This window comes from Serratia sp. LSHTC3 (genome assembly GCF_057197125.1).
In genome coordinates this window covers 212,347-237,345 of record NZ_JBXUNP010000003.1, presented here as the reverse complement: position 1 = coordinate 237,345, position 24,999 = coordinate 212,347, and the positions used below count along the sequence as shown (strand labels likewise).

General features: G+C 58.1%; 21 protein-coding genes, 1 tRNA gene and 1 pseudogene. 14 read left to right on the top strand and 9 right to left on the bottom strand.

From position 1 onward, the window contains the following. Positions 1-51 precede the first annotated feature (51 nt). Entirely contained in the window at positions 52-1,272 is a 1,221-nt protein-coding gene (locus AC2CGI_RS13980) for a DUF3644 domain-containing protein (RefSeq protein WP_076740888.1), read from the top strand. Between the two features lie 203 nt (positions 1,273-1,475). Here AC2CGI_RS13980 and AC2CGI_RS13975 read toward each other — a convergent pair. The 7 genes and pseudogenes from AC2CGI_RS13975 to lptF all read right to left on the bottom strand — a co-directional run bounded on the left by AC2CGI_RS13975 (position 1,476) and on the right by lptF (position 7,236). Beyond that, positions 1,476-1,856 (bottom strand): annotated as a pseudogene (locus AC2CGI_RS13975) (putative T6SS immunity periplasmic lipoprotein). A gap of 95 nt (positions 1,857-1,951) precedes the next feature. Further along, positions 1,952-2,332: a putative T6SS immunity periplasmic lipoprotein gene (locus AC2CGI_RS13970; RefSeq protein ID WP_076740887.1), complete on the bottom strand. Its 381-nt coding sequence runs from the start codon at positions 2,330-2,332 to the stop codon at positions 1,952-1,954. Further along, positions 2,329-2,853: a type IV secretion protein Rhs gene (locus tag AC2CGI_RS13965; RefSeq protein WP_076740886.1), complete on the bottom strand. Its 525-nt coding sequence runs from the start codon at positions 2,851-2,853 to the stop codon at positions 2,329-2,331. The genes AC2CGI_RS13970 and AC2CGI_RS13965 overlap by 4 nt, the downstream gene beginning before the upstream one ends. Positions 2,854-3,066: 213 nt before the next feature. After that, positions 3,067-3,151: transfer RNA gene (locus AC2CGI_RS13960), tRNA-Leu, on the bottom strand. Positions 3,152-4,219: 1,068 nt separating this feature from the next. Continuing rightward, positions 4,220-4,936: an autoinducer binding domain-containing protein gene (locus tag AC2CGI_RS13955; protein WP_076740865.1), complete on the bottom strand. Its 717-nt coding sequence runs from the start codon at positions 4,934-4,936 to the stop codon at positions 4,220-4,222. Positions 4,937-5,071: 135 nt separating this feature from the next. Continuing rightward, entirely contained in the window at positions 5,072-6,142 is a 1,071-nt protein-coding gene (lptG, locus tag AC2CGI_RS13950; RefSeq protein ID WP_004933350.1) for an LPS export ABC transporter permease LptG, read from the bottom strand. Then, positions 6,142-7,236, bottom strand: coding sequence for an LPS export ABC transporter permease LptF (gene lptF / locus AC2CGI_RS13945; RefSeq protein WP_004933351.1), 1,095 nt, complete (start codon positions 7,234-7,236; stop codon positions 6,142-6,144). Before lptF ends, lptG begins: the two co-directional genes overlap by 1 nt. Before the next feature lie 282 nt (positions 7,237-7,518). Here lptF and pepA point away from each other — a divergent pair, with 282 nt between their 5' ends. From pepA to AC2CGI_RS13920, 5 genes are all read left to right on the top strand, one after another. Continuing rightward, the gene (gene pepA, locus AC2CGI_RS13940; protein WP_004933352.1) at positions 7,519-9,030 is read left to right on the top strand and encodes a leucyl aminopeptidase; all 1,512 of its coding nucleotides are present in this window, start codon (positions 7,519-7,521) and stop codon (positions 9,028-9,030) included. A gap of 231 nt (positions 9,031-9,261) precedes the next feature. Further along, a complete protein-coding gene (locus AC2CGI_RS13935; protein ID WP_004933353.1) occupies positions 9,262-9,711 on the top strand; it encodes a DNA polymerase III subunit chi in 450 nt (149 codons plus the stop codon). Between the two features lie 12 nt (positions 9,712-9,723). Next, complete coding sequence (locus AC2CGI_RS13930) at positions 9,724-12,600, top strand: valine--tRNA ligase (RefSeq protein ID WP_076740863.1); 2,877 nt, start codon at positions 9,724-9,726, stop codon at positions 12,598-12,600. 199 nt (positions 12,601-12,799) lie between these two features. Beyond that, positions 12,800-13,303 (top strand): GNAT family N-acetyltransferase, encoded by a 504-nt coding sequence (locus AC2CGI_RS13925; RefSeq protein WP_076740862.1) that lies wholly within the window; start codon positions 12,800-12,802, stop codon positions 13,301-13,303. 224 nt (positions 13,304-13,527) lie between these two features. Continuing rightward, a complete protein-coding gene (locus AC2CGI_RS13920) occupies positions 13,528-15,135 on the top strand; it encodes a GMC family oxidoreductase (protein WP_076740861.1) in 1,608 nt (535 codons plus the stop codon). Between the two features lie 15 nt (positions 15,136-15,150). Here the strand turns inward: AC2CGI_RS13920 and miaE are convergent, their stop codons facing one another. Further along, positions 15,151-15,915 carry a tRNA isopentenyl-2-thiomethyl-A-37 hydroxylase MiaE gene (gene miaE / locus AC2CGI_RS13915; RefSeq protein ID WP_076740860.1) on the bottom strand — a complete coding sequence of 255 codons (765 nt, stop codon included), beginning with the start codon at positions 15,913-15,915 and terminating at the stop codon, positions 15,151-15,153. Positions 15,916-15,969: 54 nt separating this feature from the next. Beyond that, positions 15,970-16,395, bottom strand: coding sequence for a ribonuclease E inhibitor RraB (gene rraB / locus AC2CGI_RS13910; protein WP_004933365.1), 426 nt, complete (start codon positions 16,393-16,395; stop codon positions 15,970-15,972). A gap of 162 nt (positions 16,396-16,557) precedes the next feature. Here rraB and argF point away from each other — a divergent pair, with 162 nt between their 5' ends. From argF to AC2CGI_RS13870, 8 genes are all read left to right on the top strand, one after another. Further along, positions 16,558-17,577 (top strand): ornithine carbamoyltransferase, encoded by a 1,020-nt coding sequence (gene argF, locus AC2CGI_RS13905; protein WP_076740859.1) that lies wholly within the window; start codon positions 16,558-16,560, stop codon positions 17,575-17,577. 195 nt (positions 17,578-17,772) lie between these two features. Continuing rightward, complete coding sequence (locus tag AC2CGI_RS13900) at positions 17,773-19,341, top strand: ABC transporter substrate-binding protein (protein WP_076740858.1); 1,569 nt, start codon at positions 17,773-17,775, stop codon at positions 19,339-19,341. Between the two features lie 289 nt (positions 19,342-19,630). Next, complete coding sequence (gene pyrB, locus AC2CGI_RS13895; RefSeq protein ID WP_019453297.1) at positions 19,631-20,566, top strand: aspartate carbamoyltransferase; 936 nt, start codon at positions 19,631-19,633, stop codon at positions 20,564-20,566. A gap of 12 nt (positions 20,567-20,578) precedes the next feature. After that, positions 20,579-21,043: an aspartate carbamoyltransferase regulatory subunit gene (gene pyrI / locus AC2CGI_RS13890; protein ID WP_004933377.1), complete on the top strand. Its 465-nt coding sequence runs from the start codon at positions 20,579-20,581 to the stop codon at positions 21,041-21,043. A gap of 98 nt (positions 21,044-21,141) precedes the next feature. Continuing rightward, on the top strand, positions 21,142-21,528 hold the full coding sequence (gene ridA, locus AC2CGI_RS13885) for a 2-iminobutanoate/2-iminopropanoate deaminase (protein WP_015376455.1): 387 nt from the start codon (positions 21,142-21,144) through the stop codon (positions 21,526-21,528). A 259-nt stretch (positions 21,529-21,787) separates the two neighbouring features. After that, positions 21,788-23,224: a circularly permuted type 2 ATP-grasp protein gene (locus tag AC2CGI_RS13880; protein ID WP_015376454.1), complete on the top strand. Its 1,437-nt coding sequence runs from the start codon at positions 21,788-21,790 to the stop codon at positions 23,222-23,224. Next, positions 23,218-24,144, top strand: coding sequence for an alpha-E domain-containing protein (locus tag AC2CGI_RS13875; RefSeq protein ID WP_004933382.1), 927 nt, complete (start codon positions 23,218-23,220; stop codon positions 24,142-24,144). Before AC2CGI_RS13880 ends, AC2CGI_RS13875 begins: the two co-directional genes overlap by 7 nt. Further along, a complete protein-coding gene (locus tag AC2CGI_RS13870; RefSeq protein WP_004933384.1) occupies positions 24,141-24,935 on the top strand; it encodes a transglutaminase family protein in 795 nt (264 codons plus the stop codon). Before AC2CGI_RS13875 ends, AC2CGI_RS13870 begins: the two co-directional genes overlap by 4 nt. The last annotated feature ends 64 nt before the right edge of the window (positions 24,936-24,999 follow it).

Sequence of the window (24,999 nt, the reverse complement as noted above, 5' to 3'; positions counted from 1 at the left end):
GGCACCTCACCTCCCATCTCTAATAATTTAGGCTTGCGAGGATAACATCTGATGAATCGTTCAAAAAAACAGTTGAAACTCTTGGACTCACTTAGGTTACATGAAAAAAACAATCATAAGTTCTCTATAAAAGATCTTGTTAACTCTACCGGCTACAATGAAAATAGCATCAGAAAATATATTAATGAAAAGTTAAACGGCGTTTACTTACACCCAATCAATGAAAAAGAATGGCGATGTGATGGGCTATTAAAATTATCAAATGATGATTTTATAAGAATGATGTCTCAATCTTTGAAAGCAAAAACCGTCACACCTGAGTTGAAGATATATAAAGGACTATTAAAGCGCAGTTTAGATGCTTTCATCCTTTCACTTGAAGTATATAACAGGCCAAGCTTAGATAACCGTGTTGAAGCATTTTGCATTCTTTCAATCAATGCGTGGGAATTATTGCTTAAGGCTGAATTAATTAAAGCGCTAAGTTTGGATACTGTATTCAAGTCTAGTGGCCATTCGATTAGTATAAGTGATGCACTAAATAAAAGATTACAACAGAATGATCCCGTCAGGAAGAATCTAGAAACACTAGTTGAATTACGAGATAGCGCGATACACTTACTTATCCCTGAATTACAGCCCGAGTTGTCAAGACTCTTCCAAGCAAATGTACTGAACTATCAACAGCGATATTTAAATGAAACAGGTTCATCACCGTTATCAGGCCAAAGCATTGGAATGCTCAGCTTAGTTATTGATGGTCCACAGAGTGATATCTCTATTATTAAAGAAAACTATGGGAGTATGACAGCAGCAGTAGCTGAAGAGTTTCTGGGAAGATTCAATAAAAATGCAAGTGAATATGATTCTGTAGAATTCACAATACCAGTGGACTATAAGTTAACGCTAACAAAAAATACTAAAGAGAGTGATTTGTCATTAGGCATAGGTGAGACAGGCCATAATGCCATTATTATTAGAGAGGTCAGAGATCCCGATATCACCCATCCTTATTATGAAGGGACAGCCATTGAAAGAATAAACAATCAGCAAAGTGAGTTCTCGATCACTCGATATTCATTCAGAGCTGTAATTAGTAAACACAAAATTCAAAACAACAAGAAGTCCCCTATGCATTTTGAAATTGACAAGAGACATAGATACTCTGAAAAGTTCGTAATATGGTTTGTAGATAGTTTAAAACAGCCAGAATGGTTAGATGATGCAATCAGTTATTTGAAAAATAAGAAAGTGAAAAAGATAGCTAGTTAATCATCCTGATATAGCAGCTATGGATGCACCGTCGTAAGTAGCTGCTAACTTTTCATAGAGAAAAGAATTTTAAACAGCTAGAAAAATCATTTTAATTAATCCTAGCAACACATATATTCCTATCACCTTCATGAATAGCACCATTTAGAAAGAAATAAAATTCATTATCAGTGCGATGATCTATTTCGCTATCACATTAAAACCTAATACGGCTCCAACATAACCTCCTCACCCCGTTTCCACACGACAAACCTAGCTTCATACGGATGTAAAAGCGTACTGACAATAACACTGTATCCTTCACCAGGGATAACATCATACTCACCGATGCCGGGCACACACTTCCCCGGTTCCAACGCGACAGGCGTATTTGCATATGACTTTTCATAGACATAATTATCATTGCCATATTTCCATATGGCTACTTTCAGAATGGACTATTCTCTTTCCATGTCATCCTTATCAACAAAAACGCAGATCTTGCTACCTACAGTCGTTGCTTTTGCCGGGCGTAAATTGACTTTATCCCCCATAGGGCAACCAGAGATAAAAAGAGGAATAAAGAGTAAGAAGAGTTTTTTCATAGTGGCAGTCCTGCTCTTCCAGTTACAGATTGAATTCCTACAGAGTTAATAAATTATTCGCATGACAATAGTTAGTTAAAACATATCGTTAAACTCTAATCAGACTTCAACATAATACTTTCACCTTTCTTCATCACAACAAAACTGGTTCGATATGAATTCAGCGGTGTTCTTACCAACACGGTGTATCCTTCACCAGCGATAAAACTAAATTCACCGACACCTGGAACACATTTGTTGGCCTCCAACGTTATCGGGCTGTAAGCATATGATTTTTCGTATACGTAGGTATAGCCCCCTTGCTTCCAGATGGCGATATTCAGTATGGATTCGTTTTTTACGATATCGCTCTCATTAAAAAAGACGCAGACTTTACCGTCTACGATCTTACTTTGTACTTGATAGAGATTAAACCTGTCACCGATTGGGCAACCCGAGATAAAAAGAGGAAGAAGAAGGAATAAATATTTTCTCATAATGGCAGCCCTGCGCTTCTGATAATGGGGTGAAATTGTGACAATGTCCTTCTGTCCACTATCCCGATGAGTTTCCTGTTTGGCAAGCGGAAGAAGGTATTCGCCCCATATCTCTTGAGAATGAAATAGTCCGCAATTATCGATGCCTGCTGTTCCATGCTGTAGTGGCGCAGCAAAGGTTTATCAAGCCGATATTGATAACTTACCGCCCAACTGAGAAGCCCACGGGTGCGTACCCACATGCCCTTTTGGTGCTGCCAAACGTGTGCCATCTCATGAATGAAAAGATGCTGAGCTTCAGGATCCTGGCTCGCATAATCTCTTTCATAGAGTGACCTACGAAAGTACAACTCCCCATTCGGGCTCATCGCCGTGTACTGATTCTGGAGCCCAAACGGCAGGTAGCTGTCGCAGTGAACCAACACGCTCTGATAGAAAATGGTGCTGCCAAACACCGAACGCGCCAGATTGACTTCGCCCGGTGTTAACGCCCGCGTGATCCCTTCCTGTTGTGGCTCCATCCTGGAACTCCTTGATCCGAAAGAGTTCAATGAAACGTCATTTTAACCTTTAGGGTCAATCAGATAGGCCTTAGGAAAGCATCAGGAAGATCCGGTTTTCACTGAAATGGGAAATACGTCAATACAGAGTAAAGTGGGTAGGTAATTGCGGCAGGCAAATTCCAGACACAAAAAAACCACCTTTCGGTGGCTTCTTGTTCGCGCGGTACTTAATGGTGCCGAAGGCCGGACTCGAACCGGCACGTATCTCTACGGTTGATTTTGAATCAACTGCGTCTACCGATTTCGCCACTTCGGCACTGAAGTAGTATGCGGAAAACGGGTGAATTATACCTTCCCGCGACCAGCACGCAACACTTATCCGTTGTTCAATGAGTTAAGTGTCGAAAAAACCGCCGCCACGCGCGTTTGCCCGCCCCTCCTTCCCGCTACGCGCCCTTCATAACCCTGTTGATGATGAGCAGGCTGTTGCAACGAGCATCTGGGGATGAGGCACACCACGCTCACACGATACCGTCCGATTCCAGATTCCAGGGTCGTTGCACAGAACAATGATGGCTCATGTGCCGAACGTCACTCCTTCCTACTAGCCAGAACCGCTCGCCAGCTAGTGAAACAGGTTCAGGAACCCACTACGCGGAAGGCCGCGCCAGCCTCCCTCCTCATAGCCACCAGCTCCTATCAAAAATAAAATAATCCCCAGCCGCAATGGCAATGCTGCAAATAATTGCACATTCATGTGTCAGCCAATAAAGAATGAGGTTGCGCAACATTTCGAGAACACTATTTTCTCATTGGTGAAAATCAGGCAGGAAATAAAAAAATTGGAATGGTGCTCTCAAAGGAGAAAGAATAATTCTATTAGATGGGCTTTATCTTAAATCACCAGAAAATAGCGCACATACCTAACAAAATGGCTGGTTAATGCCTAAAAACCAGCTGAGATCGCTTGCCTATGCGGAGTTAATAGCTTTAAGATGGTGTAACAAAATTTTCCCTGGTGTTGGCCAATATTGGCAACCTGGCCCTACGCGGTCAGGTTTTTTTTTGTATTTTTTATCAAAACATTACCGGGAAAGTGTATCGCCTCAAGGGATGAGAAACTAGTTAGACTAAAGTACAGTCCCTTACTAGACCTTTATAAGTTCAGTGTGGTGATTATTTCATATCGCAGAGATCGGAGCCGATACGCTATTGCGGCCTTCACGTTAATCGCCACGCGGCCAACTCAATACCGATTTAACGCCCGTCATTTCCCGAATCGAAAGACGCTGTTCGCCAGCCGATATTTTCTCCATTTAGACGTATCCCGGCTGATGAGTTCTGCGCAGTCGTTGCCTCAGTATTCCACAGGCTAGCTAGCCCATCACTCCACCGGTTTAATCAGCCGCAGCTCCATCCCCAGGCGCACGGCATGTCGGGCATTCGTGACCCCCAATTTTTTGACGACGTTGGACATATGAAACTTGATGGTGCCGGTCTTTATACCGAGGATCATCGCCGTTTCCTGGTAGGTTTTACCCACGCTGGCCCAATAGAGGATCTCGTTTTCCCTGTCGGTAAAGCGGGCGTTTCTCTCTAGGGCTGCGGCGTTTTTTGCTGACAGTGGGGACAGCGCCAGGTACGACTCATGGATTGAGGCCAGCAATACCGAAATATCGCCTTTACGATCGGTGAGTGCCTGGATGGCTTCCGTTTTCTGTTCCGCATTGAAGGCAAAGGAAAGCGTGACGAGGTTGTCGTTGTAATCGTGCAGCACGAAGGTATAGCCGTGCGTCACGCCAAACTCGCGGGCCTGTTCGAACAGTTCGGGAAAGTGCAGCCCTGCGTCGGCCATGATTTGCTCGTCCCAGGCGAACGGGGTCAGGCGGTTGCGGGCGGTAAGCACTACCGGATCAATGTACTGCAACCCCTGCTCTTGATACTTTTTTACCCATTCACTCGGGTAGTTGGTGACGCCGAAGATGCAGGCAATGTCTTTTTTGGATAACACCACATACGCCCACAGGAGATTGCCCAACTCCCCTAGTGCCACTTCCAGGCGCTTGCCGATAATGTTGCTGAGATTATATTCATCTTCCATTGGCTGCCTGCTCCCTCTCCCTGCATTGCCGCTGAAGTGACTATAACACGACAAAAACCGCAGACGGGGGGATGCCGCACCAACAAAAAAGGCGCGGCCCCGCGGCCACGCCTTTCTTCACTACCGATCGCCCCGCTACTTGCGTTTGAGCAGCATATACACGCTGATCAGCAGGAACAGCATGCTCGGCAACAACGCGCCCAGCACCGGCGGCATGCTGTACACCAGACTCAGCGGGCCGAAAATCTGATCCAGCACGTAGAACAGGAAGCCGAAGCTGATGCCGGTCACCACGCGGATGCCCATCGGCACGCTGCGCAGCGGGCCGAAGATGAACGACAGCGCCATCAGCATCATCACCGCCACCGACAGCGGCGAGAAGATTTTGCTCCACATGTTGAGCTGGTAACGGCTGGCTTCCTGGCCGCTCTGCTTCAGGTACTTCACGTAGTTGTGCAGCCCGCTGATGGAGAGCGAATCCGGATCCAGCGCCACCACGCCCAGCTTGTCCGGGGTCAGGTTGGTTTTCCATTCGCCGGTCAGCGTCTGGGTGCCGGTCACCTGTTTCGGGTTGGTCAGATCCGAGGTGTCCACCTGCGAAAGCTGCCACAGGCCGTTCTCGAAGCTGGCGGTAGCCGCATAGCGCACCGTTTCCAGGCGACGCTGATCGTTGAAGTGGTAGATGTTCACGCCGGAGAGTTCTTTATCGCCGGAGACGCGCTCGATGTAGATGAAGTCGTTGCCGTCCTTCGCCCACAGCCCGCTCTTGGTGGAGAGCAGCGAGCCGCCGTACATCTGCTGGGCGCGGTAGTTGCGCGCCATCTGCTCGCCCTGCGGCGCCACCCACTCGCCGATCGCCATGGTCAGCAGCACCAGCGGAATGGCGGTTTTCATCACCGAGCCGGCGATCTGCAGGCGGGTGAAGCCGGAAGCCTGCATCACCACCAGTTCGCTGCGCGTCGCCAGTTGGCCCAGGCCGAGCAGCGCGCCGAGCAGCGCCGCCATCGGGAAGAAGATCTCGATGTCTTTCGGCACGCTCAGCAGGGTGTACATGCCGGCGCTCAGCGCGGTGTATTCGCCCTGGCCGACCTTGCGCAGCTGATCGACGAACTTGATGATGCCGGACAGCGACACCAGCATGAACAGCGTCATGATGATGGTGTTGAAAATCGTTTTACCGATATACCGGTCTAATACGCCAAACATCAGGCCGCTCCTCTCAGGCGTGCGCGCAGCTTACGCATCGGCACGGTATCCCACAGGTTCAGCGCCAGCGCGATCGCGAAGTAAACGCCGTTAACCAGCCACAGCCACAGCATCGGATCCAGCTTGCCCTTGCCGGCGTTGGAGCGCAGCGAGGTCTGCAGCAGGAAGAAGATCAGATACAGCAGGATGGCCGGCAGCATGCTCAGCACGCGGCCCTGGCGCGGGTTCACCACGCTGAGCGGCACCACCAGCAGCGCCATCAGCGCCACCGACACCACCAGCGTCAGGCGCCAGTGGAACTCGGCGCGCGCATCCGGATCGTCGGATTCCCACAGCGTCTGCATCGACATCTGTTCGGATTCGGTGTTGTCCGCCGCCACGGTGCGGTGGCCAATCACCGCCTTGTAGTCGGTGAAGTCGGTAATGCGGAAGTCGCGCAGCAGCGCGGTGCCTTCAAAACGGGTGCCCTTGTCGAGCGTCACCACCTGCGAGCCGTCTTTCTGCTGCACGATGTTGCCGTGCTCGGCCACCACCACCGACGGGCGTTGGTTGCCGTTCGGCCGCAGCTGCGCCAGGAACACGTCGTTGAAGGTGCTGCCCTTCACGTTGCCGATAAACAGCACCGCGTTGCCGTCCTGCGAGGGTTTGAACTGCCCTTCCGCCAGCCCGGCGATGCTCGGGTTGGCCTTGGCTTCGTTCACCACCACGTCCTGATAGCGCGAGGCCCAGGGGCCGGCCCAAAACACGTTCACCGCCGCGACCGCAGAGGTGAACAGCGCCAGGATCATGGCGGCGATAATCAGGGTGCGTTTGCCCAGCCCGCAGGCGTGCATGACGGTGATTTCGCTCTCGGTATACAACCGCCCAAGCGTCATCAACAAGCCGAGAAACAGGCTCAAAGGCAGGATGAGCTGCGCCATTTTCGGCACGCCCAACGCGAGCAGAGAGAGTACTAAGTTTGTCGGGATATTGCCGTCCACCGCGTCGCCCAACACCCTGACCAGGTTCTGACAAAAGAAGATCAGAAGCAGGATGAACAGGATGGCGATTTGGCTCTTGAGCGTTTCCCGTACCAGATATCTTATGATGATCACGCTTATTACGCCTGTGAAAACTTGTCTTTTTGCAGGAAAATCGATAATTTCATCGCTAATCCGCCATTTATTCTCATCATATGGCAACCTTCACAGCTAAAATAGTATTACAACATCAAGCCGTTTGGGTGTCCTATAGGAACTTGCTTATAGTCGCCAAAACAGAGCAATTTACGCCGTTCAGGTTAACATAATCCGTTAACTCAAATGGCGGGAGATCGTTACGGAGTCGATTATTCTAGCCGTAGCGTCCGCCTTTGTCTTTAAGATTCAGGAGAGTGCATGGAGTTCAGTGTAAAAAGCGGTAGCCCGGAAAAACAGCGCAGTGCCTGTATTGTAGTCGGCGTTTTCGAACCGCGCCGCCTGTCCCCTATCGCAGAACAACTCGACAAAATCAGTGATGGTTATATCAGCGCATTGCTGCGCCGTGGCGAACTGGAAGGCAAGGTCGGGCAGACGCTGCTACTGCACCATGTGCCCAACATTCTCTCCGAGCGCATCCTGCTGATCGGCTGCGGCAAAGAGCGCGAGCTCGATGAGCGCCAATACAAGCAGGTGATCCAGAAAACCATCAATACCCTCAACGACACCGGCTCAATGGAAGCGGTCTGCTTCCTGACCGAGCTGCACGTGAAAGGCCGCAACACCTACTGGAAAGTGCGTCAGGCGGTGGAAACCGCCAAAGAGACGCTCTACACCTTCGATCAGCTGAAAAGTAACAAGGTGGAGCCGCGTCGTCCGCTGCGCAAAATGGTGTTCAACGTGCCGACCCGCCGTGAGCTCACCAGCGGCGAGCGCGCTATCCAGCACGGCCTGGCGGTGGCTTCCGGCATCAAGGCGGCCAAAGATCTCGGCAACATGCCGCCGAACATCTGTAACGCCGGCTACCTGGCCTCGCAGGCCCGTCAGCTGGCGGACGCCTTCAGCACCAACATCACCACCCGCGTCATCGGCGAACAGCAGATGAAAGAGCTGGGCATGAACGCCTATCTGGCGGTCGGTGCCGGTTCGCAGAACGAATCATTGATGTCGGTGATGGAATATAAGGGCAACCCAAATCCGGACGCTAAGCCGATCGTGCTGGTAGGCAAAGGGCTAACCTTCGACTCCGGCGGCATCTCGATCAAACCGGCCGACGGCATGGACGAGATGAAATACGACATGTGCGGCGCGGCGACCGTGTACGGCGTGATGCGCGTGGTGGCGGAGCTGAACCTGCCGCTGAACGTGATCGGCGTGCTGGCCGGCTGTGAAAACATGCCGGGCGGCCGGGCGTACCGTCCGGGCGACGTGCTGACCACCATGTCCGGCCAGACCGTCGAGGTGCTCAACACCGACGCCGAAGGCCGCCTGGTGCTGTGCGATACCCTGACCTACGTCGAGCGCTTCGAGCCGGAGCTGGTGATCGACATCGCCACCCTGACCGGCGCCTGCGTGATCGCCCTGGGCCACCACATCACCGGCCTGATGTCGAACCACAACCCGCTGGCGCACGAGCTGCTGGGCGCTTCCGAGCAGGCCGGCGACCGCGCCTGGCGTTTGCCGATGGCCGACGAGTACTACGAGCAGCTGGACTCCAACTTCGCCGACATGGCGAACATCGGTGGTCGCCCTGGCGGTGCCATCACCGCTGCCTGCTTCCTGTCGCGCTTCACCCGCAAGTACACCTGGGCGCACCTGGATATCGCCGGCACCGCCTGGCGCTCCGGTAAAGCCAAGGGCGCGACCGGCCGCCCGGTAGCGCTGCTGTCGCAGTTCTTACTGAACCGTGCAGGCCTGAACGGCGACGATTAAATACCCTTCATCTTTCAAGCCGCAGCGTTGTTGGCCGCATTCGTTCACCCCAGTCACTGACTTGATGTCAGCTCCTGGGGATGAACGAACTTGCCGCCTAGCTGCAACTTGAAATCTATTGGGTATATAATCCTCTCAGCAGCGAAGGGGTAGAGTTATCTGCTCCGTTCCCAAAAAGGGCGCAACCTACATGTTGTGCCCTGTTTTTTTATCGGCAGCGGTGGATCCTTAATGAAACAGGCGACGTTTTATTTGCTCGACAACGCGGAACCGTCAGGCGCGCTCAGCGCCCATGAGGCCGTGGCCTGCGCCGTTGCCGCCAACGGCTTCCGCGCCGGCAAGCGGGTGCTGATCGCCTGCGAGAGCCAGGAGCAGGCCCAGCGGCTGGACGAAGCGCTGTGGCAGCGCGAGCCGCATGAATTCGTGCCGCACAACCTGGCCGGCGAAGGGCCGCACTACGGCGCGCCGGTGGAACTGTGCTGGCCCGGCAAGCGCGGCAACGCCCCGCGCGATCTGCTGATCGCCCTGCTGCCGCAGTTTGCCGATTTTGCTACCGCTTTCCATGAAGTGGTAGACTTCGTTCCTTACGAAGACACTCTGAAACAGTTGGCGCGCGACCGTTACAAGGCCTATCGCAGCGTCGGCTTCCATTTGACCACGGCTACGCCGCCAACTCACTGAATACGATAAAGAATGGAAAAGACAAACAGTCAGCTCGATACCGCATACGACCCAAAACAGATCGAACAGAAGCTGTACGATCACTGGGAGAATCAGGGTTACTTCAAGCCGAACGGCGATACCAGCCAGGAAAGCTTCTGCATCATGATCCCGCCGCCGAACGTCACCGGCAGCCTGCACATGGGCCACGCGTTCCAGCAGACCATCATGGACACCATGATTCGCTATCAGCGCATGCAGGGTAAAAACACCCTGTGGCAGGCGGGCACCGACCACGCCGGCATCGCCACCCAGATGGTGGTGGAGCGCAAGATCGCCGCAGAAGAAGGCAAAACCCGCCACGACTACGGCCGTGACGCGTTCATCGATAAGATCTGGCAGTGGAAAGCGGAATCCGGCGGCACCATCACCCGCCAGATGCGCCGTCTGGGCAACTCCGTGGACTGGGAGCGCGAGCGCTTCACCATGGACGAAGGCCTGTCGAACGCAGTGCGCGAAGTGTTTGTCCGTCTGCACAAAGAAGATCTGATCTACCGCGGCAAGCGCCTGGTGAACTGGGATCCGAAGCTGCGCACCGCCATCTCCGATCTGGAAGTGGAAAACCGCGAATCCAAAGGTTCCATGTGGCACCTGCGCTACCCGCTGGCCGACGGCGCGAAAACCGCCGAGGGCAAAGACTACCTGGTGGTCGCCACCACCCGTCCGGAAACCGTGCTGGGCGATACAGGCGTGGCGGTCAACCCGGAAGATCCGCGCTATAAAGACCTGATCGGCAAAGAGATCATTCTGCCGCTGGTCGGCCGCCGCATCCGCATCGTCGGCGACGAACACGCCGATATGGAAAAAGGCACCGGCTGCGTGAAGATCACCCCGGCGCACGATTTCAACGACTACGAAGTCGGCAAACGCCACGGCCTGCCGATGATCAACATTCTGACCTTCGACGGCGACATCCGTCAGGAAGCGGAAGTGTTCAACACCCTGGGCGAAGTCTGCTCCGACTACTGCAACGAGATCCCGGCCGAGTTCCGCGGCCTGGAGCGCTTCGCGGCGCGTAAAGCGGTGGTTGCCGCCTTCGAAAATCTGGGCCTGCTGGACGAGATTAAACCGCACGACCTGACGGTGCCTTACGGCGACCGCGGCGGCGTGGTGATCGAGCCGATGCTGACCGACCAATGGTACGTGCGCACCGCGCCGCTGGCCAAAGTGGCGGTGGAAGCGGTCGAACAGGGCCAAATCGAGTTCGTGCCGAAGCAGTACGAAAACATGTACTTCAGCTGGATGCGCGACATTCAGGACTGGTGCATCTCGCGTCAGCTGTGGTGGGGCCACCGCATCCCGGCCTGGTACGACGTGAACGGCAAAGTCTACGTGGGCCGCAGCGAAGAAGAAGTGCGCAGCGAGAACAACCTGGGCGCCGACGTGGTGCTAACCCAGGACGAAGACGTGCTGGACACCTGGTTCTCGTCCGGCCTGTGGACCTTCTCCACCCTGGGCTGGCCGGAGCAGACCGACGCGCTGAAAACCTTCCACCCGACCAGCGTGATGGTCAGCGGCTTCGACATCATCTTCTTCTGGATCGCGCGCATGATCATGCTGACCATGCACTTCATCAAGGATGAAAACGGCAAGCCGCAGGTGCCGTTCAAGACCGTCTACATGACCGGTCTTATCCGCGACGACGAAGGCCAGAAGATGTCCAAGTCGAAAGGCAACGTGATCGATCCGCTGGACATGGTCGACGGCATCTCGCTGGAAGATCTGCTGGAAAAACGCACCGGCAACATGATGCAGCCGCAGCTGGCGGAGAAGATCCGCAAGCGCACCGAGAAGCAGTTCCCGAACGGCATCGAGCCGCACGGCACCGACGCCCTGCGCTTCACCCTGGCGGCGCTGGCCTCGACCGGCCGCGACATCAACTGGGACATGAAGCGCCTGGAAGGCTACCGCAACTTCTGTAACAAGCTGTGGAACGCCAGCCGCTTCGTGCTGATGAACACCGAAGCGCACGACTGCGGCTTCAACGGCGGCGAGAAAGTGCTGTCGCTGGCGGATCGCTGGATCCTGGCCGAATTCAACCGCACGGTGAAAGCCTACCGCGAAGCGCTGGATACCTACCGCTTCGATCTGGCGGCCAACATCCTGTACGAATTCACCTGGAACCAGTTCTGCGACTGGTATCTGGAGCTGACCAAGCCGGTGGTGAGCAACGGCAGCGAAGCCGAACAACGCGGCACCCGCCACACGCTGATCACCGTGCTGGAAGCGCTGCTGCGCCTGGCGCACCCGATCATTCCGTTCATCACCGAAACCATCTGGCAGCGCGTGAAGCCGCTGACCGGCACGACCGCAGACACCATCATGCTGCAGCCGTTCCCGGCCTACGACGCCGCGCTGGAAGACGAGCAGGCGCTGAACGATCTGGAGTGGATCAAGCAAACCATCATCGCCGTGCGCAACATCCGCGCCGAGATGAACATCGCGCCAAGCAAAGCGCTCGACGTGCTGCTGCGCAACTGCAGCGCCGACGCCCAGCGCCGTGTGCAGGAGAACCAAAGCTTTATCGCCCGCCTGGCGCGCCTGGGATCCATCGCGCTGCTGCCGGCCGGTGAGAAAGGCCCGGTCTCCGTCACCAAGCTGGTGGACGGCGCCGAGCTGCTGATCCCGATGGCCGGTTTCATCGACAAGGACGCCGAGATCGCGCGTCTGGCCAAAGAGATGGGCAAACTGGATGCGGAAATCGCTTCGATCGAAGGCAAGCTGGCGAACGAAGGCTTCGTGGCGCGCGCGCCGGAAGCGGTGGTCGCCAAAGAGCGCGATCGCCTGGCGGCCTGCAAAGAAGGCAAAGTGAAGCTGCAGGAACAGCAGGCGACCATCGCCGCGCTGTAATCCACCGGCTCACGCCAACGCCTGAAAACAGCGGGGTCTTCCCCGCTGTTTTTTTATCGCCGTTGCATCCGGGCCGGGTTAGATGTTATTACAAGATATTACTGCTGCAGGGACGCCGCCGGGAAATAATCCCCGGCGCGTTTCGCGCTGCGATAAAAATGAAAAACGAACGTGGTCTCTTTCAATGGCGAGTGTAAACATGACAACAGCAACCCCGGCGCGCCTGCTGGTGCGCCCCATCACGGCGGAAGACAATCCCGCCATTGCTCACGTCATTCGCGAAGTCTCCGCCGAGCACGGCCTGACGGCGGATAAAGGCTATACCGTCTCCGATCCCAATCTGGACACCCTGTATCAGCTCTACAGCCTGCCGCGCAGCGCTTACTGGGTGATCGAAGTGGACGGCCAGGTCGCCGGCGGCGGCGGCATCGCGCCGCTGCAGGGCGGCGCAGACGATATTTGCGAATTGCAGAAGATGTATTTCCTGCCGGTGTTGCGCGGCAAGGGATTGGCGAAACGCCTGGCGCTGCAGGCGCTGGATTTCGCCCGCCAGCACGGCTTCCGCTGTTGTTACCTCGAGACCACCGCCAGCCTGACGCAGGCCGTTGCGCTGTACGAACATCTGGGCTTCGAACACATCGACCACGCGATGGGCGCCACCGGCCACGTCGATTGTGAAGTCACCATGCTGAAAACGCTGTAATCGCCCCGCCTCTTCATCAGGGCGCAGCTTGCTGCGCCTTTTTATTAATATCGCAATCAATCAGTAAAACTCGCTATAACGCCGTTTTTCAAGCAGATAAACTGACGTTAAAAACCTCTATGTAAATTTAATGTGAAGTTCGTTAATAAATTAACGATCGCAAATTGACCGCCTTTTCCCCCGCGTTACTCTGCCAGTATCCCAATCGCGCACGGAGAGCTGTCATGTCGGAAAATACCTTTGATTACATCATCGTCGGCGCCGGTTCCGCCGGCTGCGTGCTGGCGGCGCAGCTGATCCGCCGCACCCAGGCGCGGGTGCTGCTGCTGGAAGCCGGCGGCGACGACAATAACCTGTTCATCAAGATGCCGGCCGGGGTGGCCAAGATCATCGCCAAAAAGAGCTGGCCTTATGAGACGGAGCCGGAACCGCACGCCAATAACCGCCGCATGCAGATCGCGCAGGGCAAGGTGCTGGGCGGCAGCAGTTCGGTCAACGGCATGATCTACCTGCGCGGCCAGCCGCAAGACTACGACGACTGGGCCGAACGCTACGGCTGCACCGGCTGGAGCTACCGCGAGGTGCTGCCCTACTTCAAACGCGCCGAGGCCAACGAAAGCCTGTCGGACGACTACCACGGCGCCGACGGGCTGCTGCCGGTCAGCGAGAATCGCTACCGCCACCCGCTCAGCATGGCGTTTATCCGCGCCGGCCAGGAGCTGAACCTGCCCTATCGCAACGACTTCAACGGCGACAGCCAGCACGGCGTCGGTTTCTACCAAACCACCACCCACAACGGCGAGCGCGCCAGCACCGCCCGCACCTACCTGAAGGCGGTGCGCGACGAACGGCGGCTGGTGGTGAAACTGAACGCCCTGGCGCACCGGCTGACCTTCGAGGGCAACGTCGCCACCGGCGTGATCTACAGCCAGAATGGCGGCGCGGAAGTGACCGCGCGCGCCACCAAAGAGGTGATCGTCAGCGCCGGCGCGGTCGGTTCGCCGAAGCTGCTGATGCTGTCCGGCATCGGCCCGCGCGACCACCTGCAGCAGCTGGGCATTGAGGTGCGGGCGGATCTGCCGGTGGGCAAAAACTTCCACGACCACCTGCACATGTCGATCAACGTCAGCACCCGCGAGCCGATCAGCCTGTTCGGCGCCGATCGCGGCCTGCAGGCGCTGAGCCACGGCGCGCAGTGGCTGGCGTTTCGCAGCGGGGTGCTCTCATCCAACGTGCTGGAAGGCGCCGCCTTCACCGACAGCCAGGGCGACGGCCGGCCGGACGTGCAGATCCACTTCCTGCCGCTGCTGGACAGCTGGGACGACGTGCCCGGCGAGCCGCTGCCGAACATTCACGGCTTCACGCTCAAGGTCGGCTACCTGCAGCCGAAGGCGCGCGGCGAAGTGCTGCTGCGCAGCAGCAACCCACGCGATCCGGTCAAGCTGCACGCCAACTACCTCGGCCACCCGGACGATCTGGCCGGCAGCGTGCGCGCGGTGAAGTTCGGCCTGGATTTCCTGCAAACCGCAGCGCTGAAGCCGCTGATCAAAGATCTGCTGATGCCGCAGCCGGAATGGACGCGCGATGAGGCGCAGCTGGAGGAGTTCGTGCGCAACTTCTGCAAGACGGTGTATCACCCGGTGGGCAGTTGCCGCATGGGGCCGTCGCCGCAGGACGCGGTGACCGATCCGCAGCTGCGGGTGCACGGTTTTGAACGGCTGCGGGTGATCGACTGCTCCGTGATGCCGCAGCTCACCAGCGGCAACACCAATGCGCCGACCATCATGCTGGCGGAAAAGGCGGTGGATCTGTTGCTGGGCGCGCCGCAGTAAGGGCGCGCCTCAACCTCAGGCGGCGGCAGGCACGCCGCTGTGGAAGCGCAGTTCGCTGTCCGGCGACAGGATCAGTTCAGCTTCGAGGCGGCCGAAATACGCCACCCGTTCGCTGATGTCGCCGCCGGCGATCTGCTCGGCCAATGTCAGGTAGTCCTGATAATGGCGCGCTTCGGATCGCAGCAGCGAGACGTAAAAGCGGTTCAGCTCATCGTCCAGATGCGGCGCCAGCTTGGCGAAGCGTTCGCAGGATCGCGCTTCGATGTAGGCGCCACAGATCAGTTTGTCGATCAACGTCGCCGGATCGTGGGTACGGATCTCGCGGATCATGCCCTTGGCGTAGCGGCTGGCGGTGATCTTGCGATACGGGATCCCGCGCGCCTGCATGATCTCCAGCACCTGCGAGAAGTGATGCAGCTCTTCCTTGATCAACAGCACCATGCGATCCGCCAGATCCTGGCCGTAGGCCGAGCCGTTTTTCGGCAGGATCTTGCGGGTGAACTGGCCCTGGCGGAACAGCGTGTCCGGCGCGCCCTGCGCTTCGTGCAGAAACGCCTCGTAGGGCCGCAGCAGCGCCAACAGCGCGTCGCCGCTCTCTTTGTCCGCCACGTAACGGCGGATCAGCCACATGCCGGTCTGCGCTGCTTTCAGCTCGCACACCAGGTGGTCGGTCAGCAATAGCTGCAGGTTTTCCGGACGGCGCGCGGCGTCGATCCAGGCGTCGGGGGTTTCACAGTGCAGGAAGCTTAAAATCGGGGCTAGCAGGGATTGGTATGTCATGGCGTTTATCAGGGGCCGGCGAGAGCCGGCCCACAGGCATTAATCGGAAAGGAATTAGTGGCGTTTGCCGTCGTCGTCTTCGTCGATGTAGTCGCCGTCTTCGTCATCCTCACCGTCTTCACCGTTCGGATCTTCGAAGTAGGTGCCCCAGCCGTCGTAGTTGACGCCGCAGCGCTCCGCCAGCGCCACCAGCTGCTCGACCTGGGCGTCGATCAGCTCGGCGTTCAGGCCGACTTCGCTGATCACGTCGCAGCACATCACCAGCGAACCGTCTTCCACTTCCAGCTCTTCGGCGTCGGTCACTTCGTAGCCCAGCTTGAAGGCTTCAACGGCGGCCTGCTCCAGAACCTCAAATTTCTCGGCGGACAGATGGTGCTCGATGGTGTAGAGCGCGTCCGGATCGCTGCCGTCTTCCAGCAGCTCTTCGATGATCAGGCGGGTCTCTTCACGTTGTTCTTCCAGCAATTCGCGGTTTGCCATGCCTATATCCTCAAGTCAAATGGCCTTCATTCCTTCTATTTTCACACACCGCCGACATTGCTTCCACGATAAACGTGAAAGATTTCCTCGCCGGGGTTGAAATTGAATATTCATACATATAAAGTGAATTTTAATTCAATTACACAATCAGGGAATCGGACTATGAGCACCGGCAATGCGTTCTACCAACGTCACTTTCTGAGGTTAATGGATTTCACCCCCGCCGAACTGCAGGCGCTGCTGAAGCTGGCGGCCGATCTGAAGCAGGCCAAAAAGCAGGGGCGGGAACAGCGCCGGCTGCAGGGCAAAAACATTGCGCTCATCTTCGAAAAAGACTCGACCCGCACGCGATGCTCTTTCGAAGTTGCCGCATTCGATCAGGGCGCGCAGGTGACCTATCTCGGCCCGAGCGGCAGCCAGATCGGCCATAAAGAGTCGATGAAAGACACCGCCCGGGTGCTGGGCCGCCTGTACGACGGTATTCAGTATCGCGGTTACGGCCAGGCGCTGGTGGAAACCCTGGCGCAGCACGCCGGCGTGCCGGTGTGGAACGGCCTGACCGACGAGTTCCACCCTACTCAGCTGCTGGCGGATCTGCTCACCGTGCAGGAACACCTGCCGGGCAAGGCGCTGAGCAAGGTGAAACTGGCGTACGTCGGCGACGCGCGCAACAACATGGGCAACACGCTGCTGGAAGCCGCCGCGCTGGCGGGCATGGATCTGCGGCTGGTGGCGCCGAAGGCCTGCTGGCCGCAGCCGGAGCTGGTGGCCGAGTGTCAGGCGCTGGCGCAGCAAACCGGCGCGAAGCTCACCCTGACCGAAGACATCGCCGAAGGGGTGCAAGACGCCGACTTCCTCTACACAGACGTCTGGGTGTCGATGGGCGAACCGAAAGAGACCTGGCAGGAGCGTATTGCGCTGCTGCGGCCGTATCAGGTCAACATGGCGATGCTGAAACTGACCGGCAACCCAAACGTGAAGTTCCTGCACTGCCTGCCGGCGTTCCACGACGACCAAACCACGCTCGGCAAGCAGATGGCGCAGCAGTACGATCTGCACGGCGGCATGGAAGTGACCGACGAGGTGTTCGAGTCGGCGCACAGCGTGGTGTTCGATCAGGCGGAGAACCGGCTGCACACCATCAAGGCGGTGCTGGTCGCCACGCTGAGCGCAACGCTCTGATAATCCCCCCCTCCTCCCTGGCGCCCCCGGCCAGGGCGGCTAATATATTCCTGGAATATCAAATAGCGGATTGACCTTTGCCCACCACCGGCAAAGGTTCTACCGTGACAGGCCGACGGCGCCCGCGCCGTAAAAACCAACGATAACAAACCGTTCTCAGCGCCACCTTGTGGCGCCTTCAGGGGATATACACCGATGAAAGCCAAACTCTTGCCGCTGTTCTTACTCGCCGCCCTGCCCGCCGCCGCGTTAGCCGCCACGCCGCCGAATACGCTGGTGGTGGTGCAATCGCTGGATGACATCGTCAGCCTCGATCCGGCGGAAGCCAACGAACTCTCCAGCATCCAGACGGTGCCCAGCCTGTATCAACGATTGGTGCAGGCGGATCGCGACGATCCGGCCAAGGTGGCGCCGGTGCTGGCGGAAAGCTGGCAGAGCGATGCGGCGGCCAAAACGCTGACGGTGAAACTGCGGCCGCAGGCGGCGTTCGCCTCCGGCAACCCGCTGACCGCCGACGACGTGATCTTCTCCTACAGCCGCGCGGTCAAGATGAACAAATCGCCGGCGTTCATCCTCAACGTGCTCGGTTGGCAGCCGGACAACATCGACGCGCAGCTCAAGAAGATCGACGAACATACCGTGCAGCTGCGCTGGACGGCGGACGTCAGCCCGGCGGTGGCGCTGAATATCCTCTCGACGCCGATCGCCTCGATCGTCGACAGCAAAGCGGCGCTGGCCAACGTCAAAGACGGCGACTTCGGCAACGCCTGGCTGAAGATGCACTCCGCCGGCAGCGGCCCGTTCAAGATGCGCGTCTATCAGCCGCATCAGGCGATCGTGCTGGACGCCAATCCCACCACGCCGGGCGACAAGCCGCAGCTGAAAAACATCATCATTAAAAACGTGCCGGATCCGGCCACCCGCCGCCTGCTGCTCCAGCAGGGCGACGCCGATATCGCCCGCGAACTGGGCGCCGACCAGACCGACACGCTGAAGAACCAGCCGGGCGTCAAGGTGCTGGAGATCCCGTCCGCCGAGCAAAACTACCTGGTATTCAACACCGGCAACGGCGCCAATCCGCTGCTGAACAACCCGGCCTTCTGGGAGGCGGCGCGCTACCTGGTGGATTATCAAGGCATCACGAAGGATCTGCTGAAGGGACAATACTTCGTGCACCAGAGCTTCCTGCCGGTCGGGCTGCCGGGCGCGCTGGAGACCAACCCGTTCAGCTACGATCCGGCCAAGGCGAAAGCCATCCTGGCCAAGGCGGGGATTACCCACGCCGCCTTTACGCTGGACGTGGAGAACAAACCGCCGTTCATCACCATCGCGCAGGCGCTGCAGGGCAGCTTCGCCGCCGCCGGCGTGAAGATCGAGCTGCTGCCGGCCGCGGGCAGCCAGGTTTACTCCCGCGTGCGCGCCAGGCAGCATCAGGCGGCGATCCGCCTGTGGATCCCGGATTACTTCGACGCCCACTCCAACGCCAGCGCCTTCGCCTACAACGACGGCAAGAGCAGCACGGTGGCCGGGCTGAACGGCTGGCAGATCCCGCAGTTGAACCAGCAGACGCTGGCGGCGCTGGCCGAAGCCGATCCGGCCAAGCGCCGCGCGCTGTACACCGCCATGCAGCAGGAGCTGCAGCGCAGTTCGCCGTACGTGTTTATCGATCAGGCCAAAACCGAAGTGGTGCTGCGCGACAACGTCAAAGGCTATCAACAGGGGTTGAACGCCGACATGGTCTACTACGATCGCGTCAGCAAATAGCCGGCGGGCGGCCATCGCCGGCCAATCGATTGCGGGGCGGCAAAAAACGGCGTTTTAACGCTTGCAGTGGCAAAAAGCGCGAGTATAATGCGCCACAATTTGCCAGGAGAAAGCATGAAAAACGACGTTTGTTTTGTTAGCCGCAATCGACAAAACCGACTGCCTATCGGCGGCCAGCTGCCGTTGTTTCTCCTGTTGCTAAACCGATCGTTTCAAGCCCCTCATTGAGGGGCTTTTTTTTGCCTTAAAAAGTCCCGCGCCACGGGCACGCGTCGAGGAGGAGTGAAAAATGGCCAACCCGCTGTATCACAAACACATCATCTCTATTAACGATCTCAGCCGCGAGGATCTGGAGCTGGTGCTGCGCACCGCCGCCGGTCTGAAAGCCAACCCGCAGCCGGAACTGTTGAAACACAAGGTGATCGCCAGCTGCTTCTTTGAAGCCTCGACCCGTACCCGCCTGTCGTTCGAAACCTCGATGCACCGCCTCGGCGCCTCGGTGGTCGGTTTCGCCGACGGCAGCAACACCTCGCTCGGCAAGAAAGGCGAAACCCTGGCCGACACCATCTCGGTGATCAGCACCTACGTGGATGCCATCGTGATGCGCCATCCGCAGGAAGGGGCGGCGCGCATGGCCTCGGAGTTCTCCGGCAACGTGCCGGTGCTCAATGCCGGCGATGGCGCCAACCAGCACCCGACCCAAACCCTGCTGGATCTGTTCACCATCCAGGAAACCCAGGGCCGCCTGAGCAACCTCAGCATCGCCATGGTCGGCGACCTGAAGTACGGCCGCACCGTGCACTCGCTCACTCAGGCGCTGGCCAAGTTCGAAGGCAACCGCTTCTACTTCATCGCCCCGGACGCACTGGCGATGCCGGCCTACATCCTGAAAATGCTGGACGAGAAAGGCATCGAGTACAGCCTGCACGGCAGCATTGAAGAAGTGGTGCCGGAGCTGGATATTCTCTACATGACCCGGGTGCAGAAAGAGCGCCTCGATCCGTCCGAGTACGCCAACGTGAAGGCGCAGTTCGTGCTGCGCGCCGCGGATCTGGCCGGCGCGCGCGCCAACCTCAAGGTGCTGCACCCGCTGCCGCGCATCGACGAGATCGCCACCGACGTGGATAAAACGCCGCACGCTTACTACTTCCAGCAGGCGGGCAACGGCATCTTCGCCCGCCAGGCGCTGCTGGCGCTGGTGCTCAACGCTGATTTGGCTCTTTAAGGGGGAACCGCCATGACTCATGACAACAAACTGCAGGTCGAAGCGATCAAATGCGGCACGGTGATCGACCACATTCCGGCGCAGATCGGTTTCAAACTGCTGACGCTGTTCAAGCTGACCGCCACCGACCAGCGCATCACCATCGGCCTGAACCTGCCTTCCAACGAGCTGGGCCGCAAGGATCTGATCAAGATCGAGAACACCTTCCTGACCGAGCAGCAGGCCAACCAGCTGGCGATGTACGCGCCGAAGGCCACGGTGAACCGCATCGACAACTATGAAGTGGTGCGCAAGCTGACCCTTAGCCTGCCGGACCACATCGACGGGGTGCTGACCTGCCCGAACGGCAACTGCATCAGCCGCAGCGAGCCGGTGGCGTCGAGCTTCAGCGTCAAATCGCGCGGCGGCGAAGTGCACCTGAAGTGCCGCTACTGCGAAAAAGAGTTCGAGCACCAGGTGGTGCTGCAGGCCGACTAAGCCCGGTATGGGTGCCGGGAGATGGCGCTGTTATTCTCCCGGTGACGCCCTATAATGGGATTTCTGGATAGAACAATCCTCGTTTATCAGGAGAAAACATGTCACGTAACATCAGCACTGAACTCGCCCCGGCAGCCATTGGTCCTTACGTGCAGGGCGTTGATCTGGGCAGCATGATCATCACTTCCGGCCAGATCCCGGTCGATCCGAAAACCGGCGCCGTCGCCGACGACGTCGCCGCTCAGGCGCGCCAGTCGCTGGAAAACGTCAAAGCGATCGTCGAAGCCGCCGGCCTGAGCGTTGCCGACATCGTGAAAACCACCGTGTTCGTGAAAGACCTGAACGACTTCGCCACCGTCAACGCCGCGTACGAAGCCTTCTTCACCGAGCACAGCGCGCCGTTCCCGGCCCGCTCCTGCGTGGAAGTGGCGCGTCTGCCGAAAGACGTGAAGATCGAAATCGAAGCCATCGCCGTGCGTCGTTAATCGACGCGCACGCGCATCACGGCCAGTGCAGACTGGCCGTTTTTATTTCTGCTCTGCCCGACAGCCTGCCGTCCCTGCGCCTTCAGCGCTCACCGCCACCGCCATTTCGCCCTATATTAAGGCGTCGCTACGCCGCGCCTGCACCGCAAACGGGCGTTTTTCATCGCGGCAGCCCCGCTCTGCGCCATTTTCGCCCGTTATCGCCTTGGCACGTTTTATGCTCGATTGATTGACAGCCTGCAATGTCGACGAGGTGACGATGCTGAATATCAATCTTTCCGCTTCACCGTTTTTTGATGAGATGCTTCTGGCTGAGGGAAAACACCGTGGCCACTACGACGCCTACTGGCAATGGCTGCAGCAGGCCGATCACCAGGCCGTGCAACGCAAGCGGGAAGAGGCTGCGCTGCTGTTTCACCGGGTGGGCATCACCTTCAACGTCTACGGCGACGATGACGGCGCCGAGCGGTTGATCCCGTTCGACAGCGTGCCGCGCATTATTCCGGCCGCCGAATGGGCGATGCTCGATCGCGGCATTCGCCAGCGCGTACAGGCGCTCAACGCTTTCCTGCACGACATTTACCACCAGCAGCATATTCTGAAGGCCGGCCTCATTCCGGCAGAACAGGTGCTGGCCAACGATCAGTATCAACCCTGTATGCAAGGTGTTGATCTGCATCGCGATATCTATGCGCATATCGTCGGCGTGGACATGGTCCGCAACAGCGACGGCCAATACTACGTGCTGGAAGATAACTTGCGCACCCCGTCCGGCGTCTCTTACATGCTGGAAAACCGCAAAATGATGATGCGTCTGTATCCGGAACTGTTCGCCCGGCAACGCATCGCGCCGGTGGAGCGCTACCCGTCGCACCTGCTGCAAACGCTGCGCGAAAGCTCGCCCATCAACGATCCCACCGTGGTGGTGCTGACGCCGGGCCGCTTCAACAGCGCCTATTTTGAGCACAGTTTCCTGGCGCAGCAGATGGGGGTGGAGCTGGTCGAAAGCGCCGATCTGTTCGTCAAGGACGGCGCGGTGTTCATGCGCACCACCGCCGGGCCGTGCAAAGTGGACGTGATCTATCGTCGGGTGGACGACGCCTTCCTCGATCCGCTGGCGTTTCGGCCGGACTCGATGCTCGGCGTACCGGGGCTGCTGTCGGTGTATCGCGCCGGCAATGTGGTGCTGGCCAACGCCATCGGCACCGGCGTGGCCGACGACAAATCGATCTACCCCTACGTGCCGGATATGGTGCGCTTCTACCTGCAAGAGGAACCGATCCTCAACAACGTGCCAACCTGGCAGTGCCGACATAAAAACGAACTGTCGTATGTGCTGGCCAACCTCGAACAGATGGTCGTGAAAGAGGTGCACGGCGCCGGCGGCTACGGCATGTTGATCGGCCCTACGGCGAGCAAGGACGAGCTCGCCCGCTTCCGCGCTCTGCTGCTGGCTCGCCCGCAGAATTACATTGCGCAAAACACGCTGGCGCTGTCCACCTGCCCGACCTTCGTCAACGATGGTCTGGCGCCGCGGCATATCGATCTGCGGCCGTTCGCCCTCAGCGGCGCGGAGATCCGCCTGGTGCCCGGCGGCCTGACTCGGGTGGCGTTGGCGGAAGGTTCGCTGGTGGTGAACTCGTCGCAGGGCGGCGGCACCAAGGACACCTGGGTATTGGAGGACGACCTATGCTGAGCCGCACCGCCAGTGAACTCTATTGGATGGCCCGCTATCTGGAGCGGGCGGAAAGCATCGCCCGGGTGCTGGACGTCACCAACAAGCTGTCGATGATGCCGATCCGCGACGGCGGCGATCAGGATCTGCAGGTGCCGCTCAATCTGACCGGCACCGGCCAGCTGTATGCCGCCGCCTACCCGGAATTGACGATGCCCAATCTGGTCAGTTTCTTCGCGCTCGACAACCGCAACCACAGCAGCATCTTCAGCTGCCTGCAAATGGGCTGGAACAACGCCCACGCGGTGCGCGGCAGCCTGTCGTCCGAAGTCTGGGAGTGCATCAACGCCACCTGGATAGAGATGAAACTGATCCGCCGCCAGGGCATCGGCTCGGTGGGTGCCGATGCCTTCTTCGACTGGGTGAAGGAGCGCGCCCATCTGTTTCGCGGCGCCATGTTCGGCACGCTGCTGCGCAGCGACGCCATGCGCTTTATCCGTCTCGGCACCCTGCTGGAGCGGGCCGACGGCACCGCCCGTCTGCTGGAGGTGAAGAACACGCTGATGGACATCGACGGCGACCCGGTGCGCGAATATTACCGCATGGACACGCTGCTGCGGGCGGTGAGCGCGCGCGAAGCCTACCACAGCATCTACAAGCAGCCGTTGAGCCGCGAGACCATCGCCGAACTGATGATTCTGCGCAATGAAATTCCGCGTTCACTGCTGGCCTGCGTCGGCGACATGGTGCAGCAATTGGAACTGATCGGCGGCGGCGCCAACCAACCGCGACGTCTGGCGCACACCCTGCATGCCGAGTTGCGCTTCAGCAGCATGAAGGATCTGAACAAGATCGGCCTGGGCGAGTGGTTGAGCGCCTTTCTCGGCCAGGTGAACGGCATCGCCGAAAGCATCCATCACACTTATCTGGAGGCGCAATGAAACTGAATATTGAGCACAACACCCATTATCGCTACGCCCAGCCGGTGCAGCGCAGCACCCAATATCTGCGGCTGACGCCGCAGGATTCGCCGCATCAGCGCATCCTCTCCTGGCAACTGTCGTTGCCGGATGACGCGGTGCGCACCACCGACGCCTTCGGCAACGTACTGCACGTGCTGACGCTCGATGAACCGCATCAGGCCATCACCATTCGGGTGCTCGGGGAAGTGGAAATTGAAGACGGCGTCGAAGATCGGGCGCTCGGGCATCTGTCGCCGCTGGTATTTCTGCGCCATAGCCCGCTGACCCAGCCCGATGACGCCATTCAGGCCTTCGCCCTGCGTTATCATCAACCGCAGGCGGTGCTGAGCGGCCTGGAACATCTGATGGGCGAGCTGCTGCTGAAGATGCCTTACAGCCCAGGCTCCACGCGCGTGACAGACAGCGCCGCCGAGGCGTTCGCCGCCGGCAGCGGCGTGTGTCAGGATCATACGCATGTCTTCCTGAGCTGCTGTCGCAGTCTGAACATCCCGGCGCGCTACGTCAGCGGCTACCTGTACAGCGAAGACTCGACCCATGTCGCCACCCATGCCTGGGCGGAAGTGTGGGTGGAGGAACGCTGGCACAGCTTCGACGTGACCAACAATACGCGCATGCCAAATCAGCACCTTAAGCTGGCGGTCGGCATCGATTATCTGGACGCCTGCCCGGTGCGCGGCATGCGGCTGGGCGGCGGCTGCGAAGACATGAGCGCCATCGCCGCCGTACAAATGATGCCAACCGGCCAGTAGCCGCTTGCCGATGGCAAATGTTTCGGGCACGCTGCGCGTTGGCGGCGTGCCGGTCTTGTTTTGA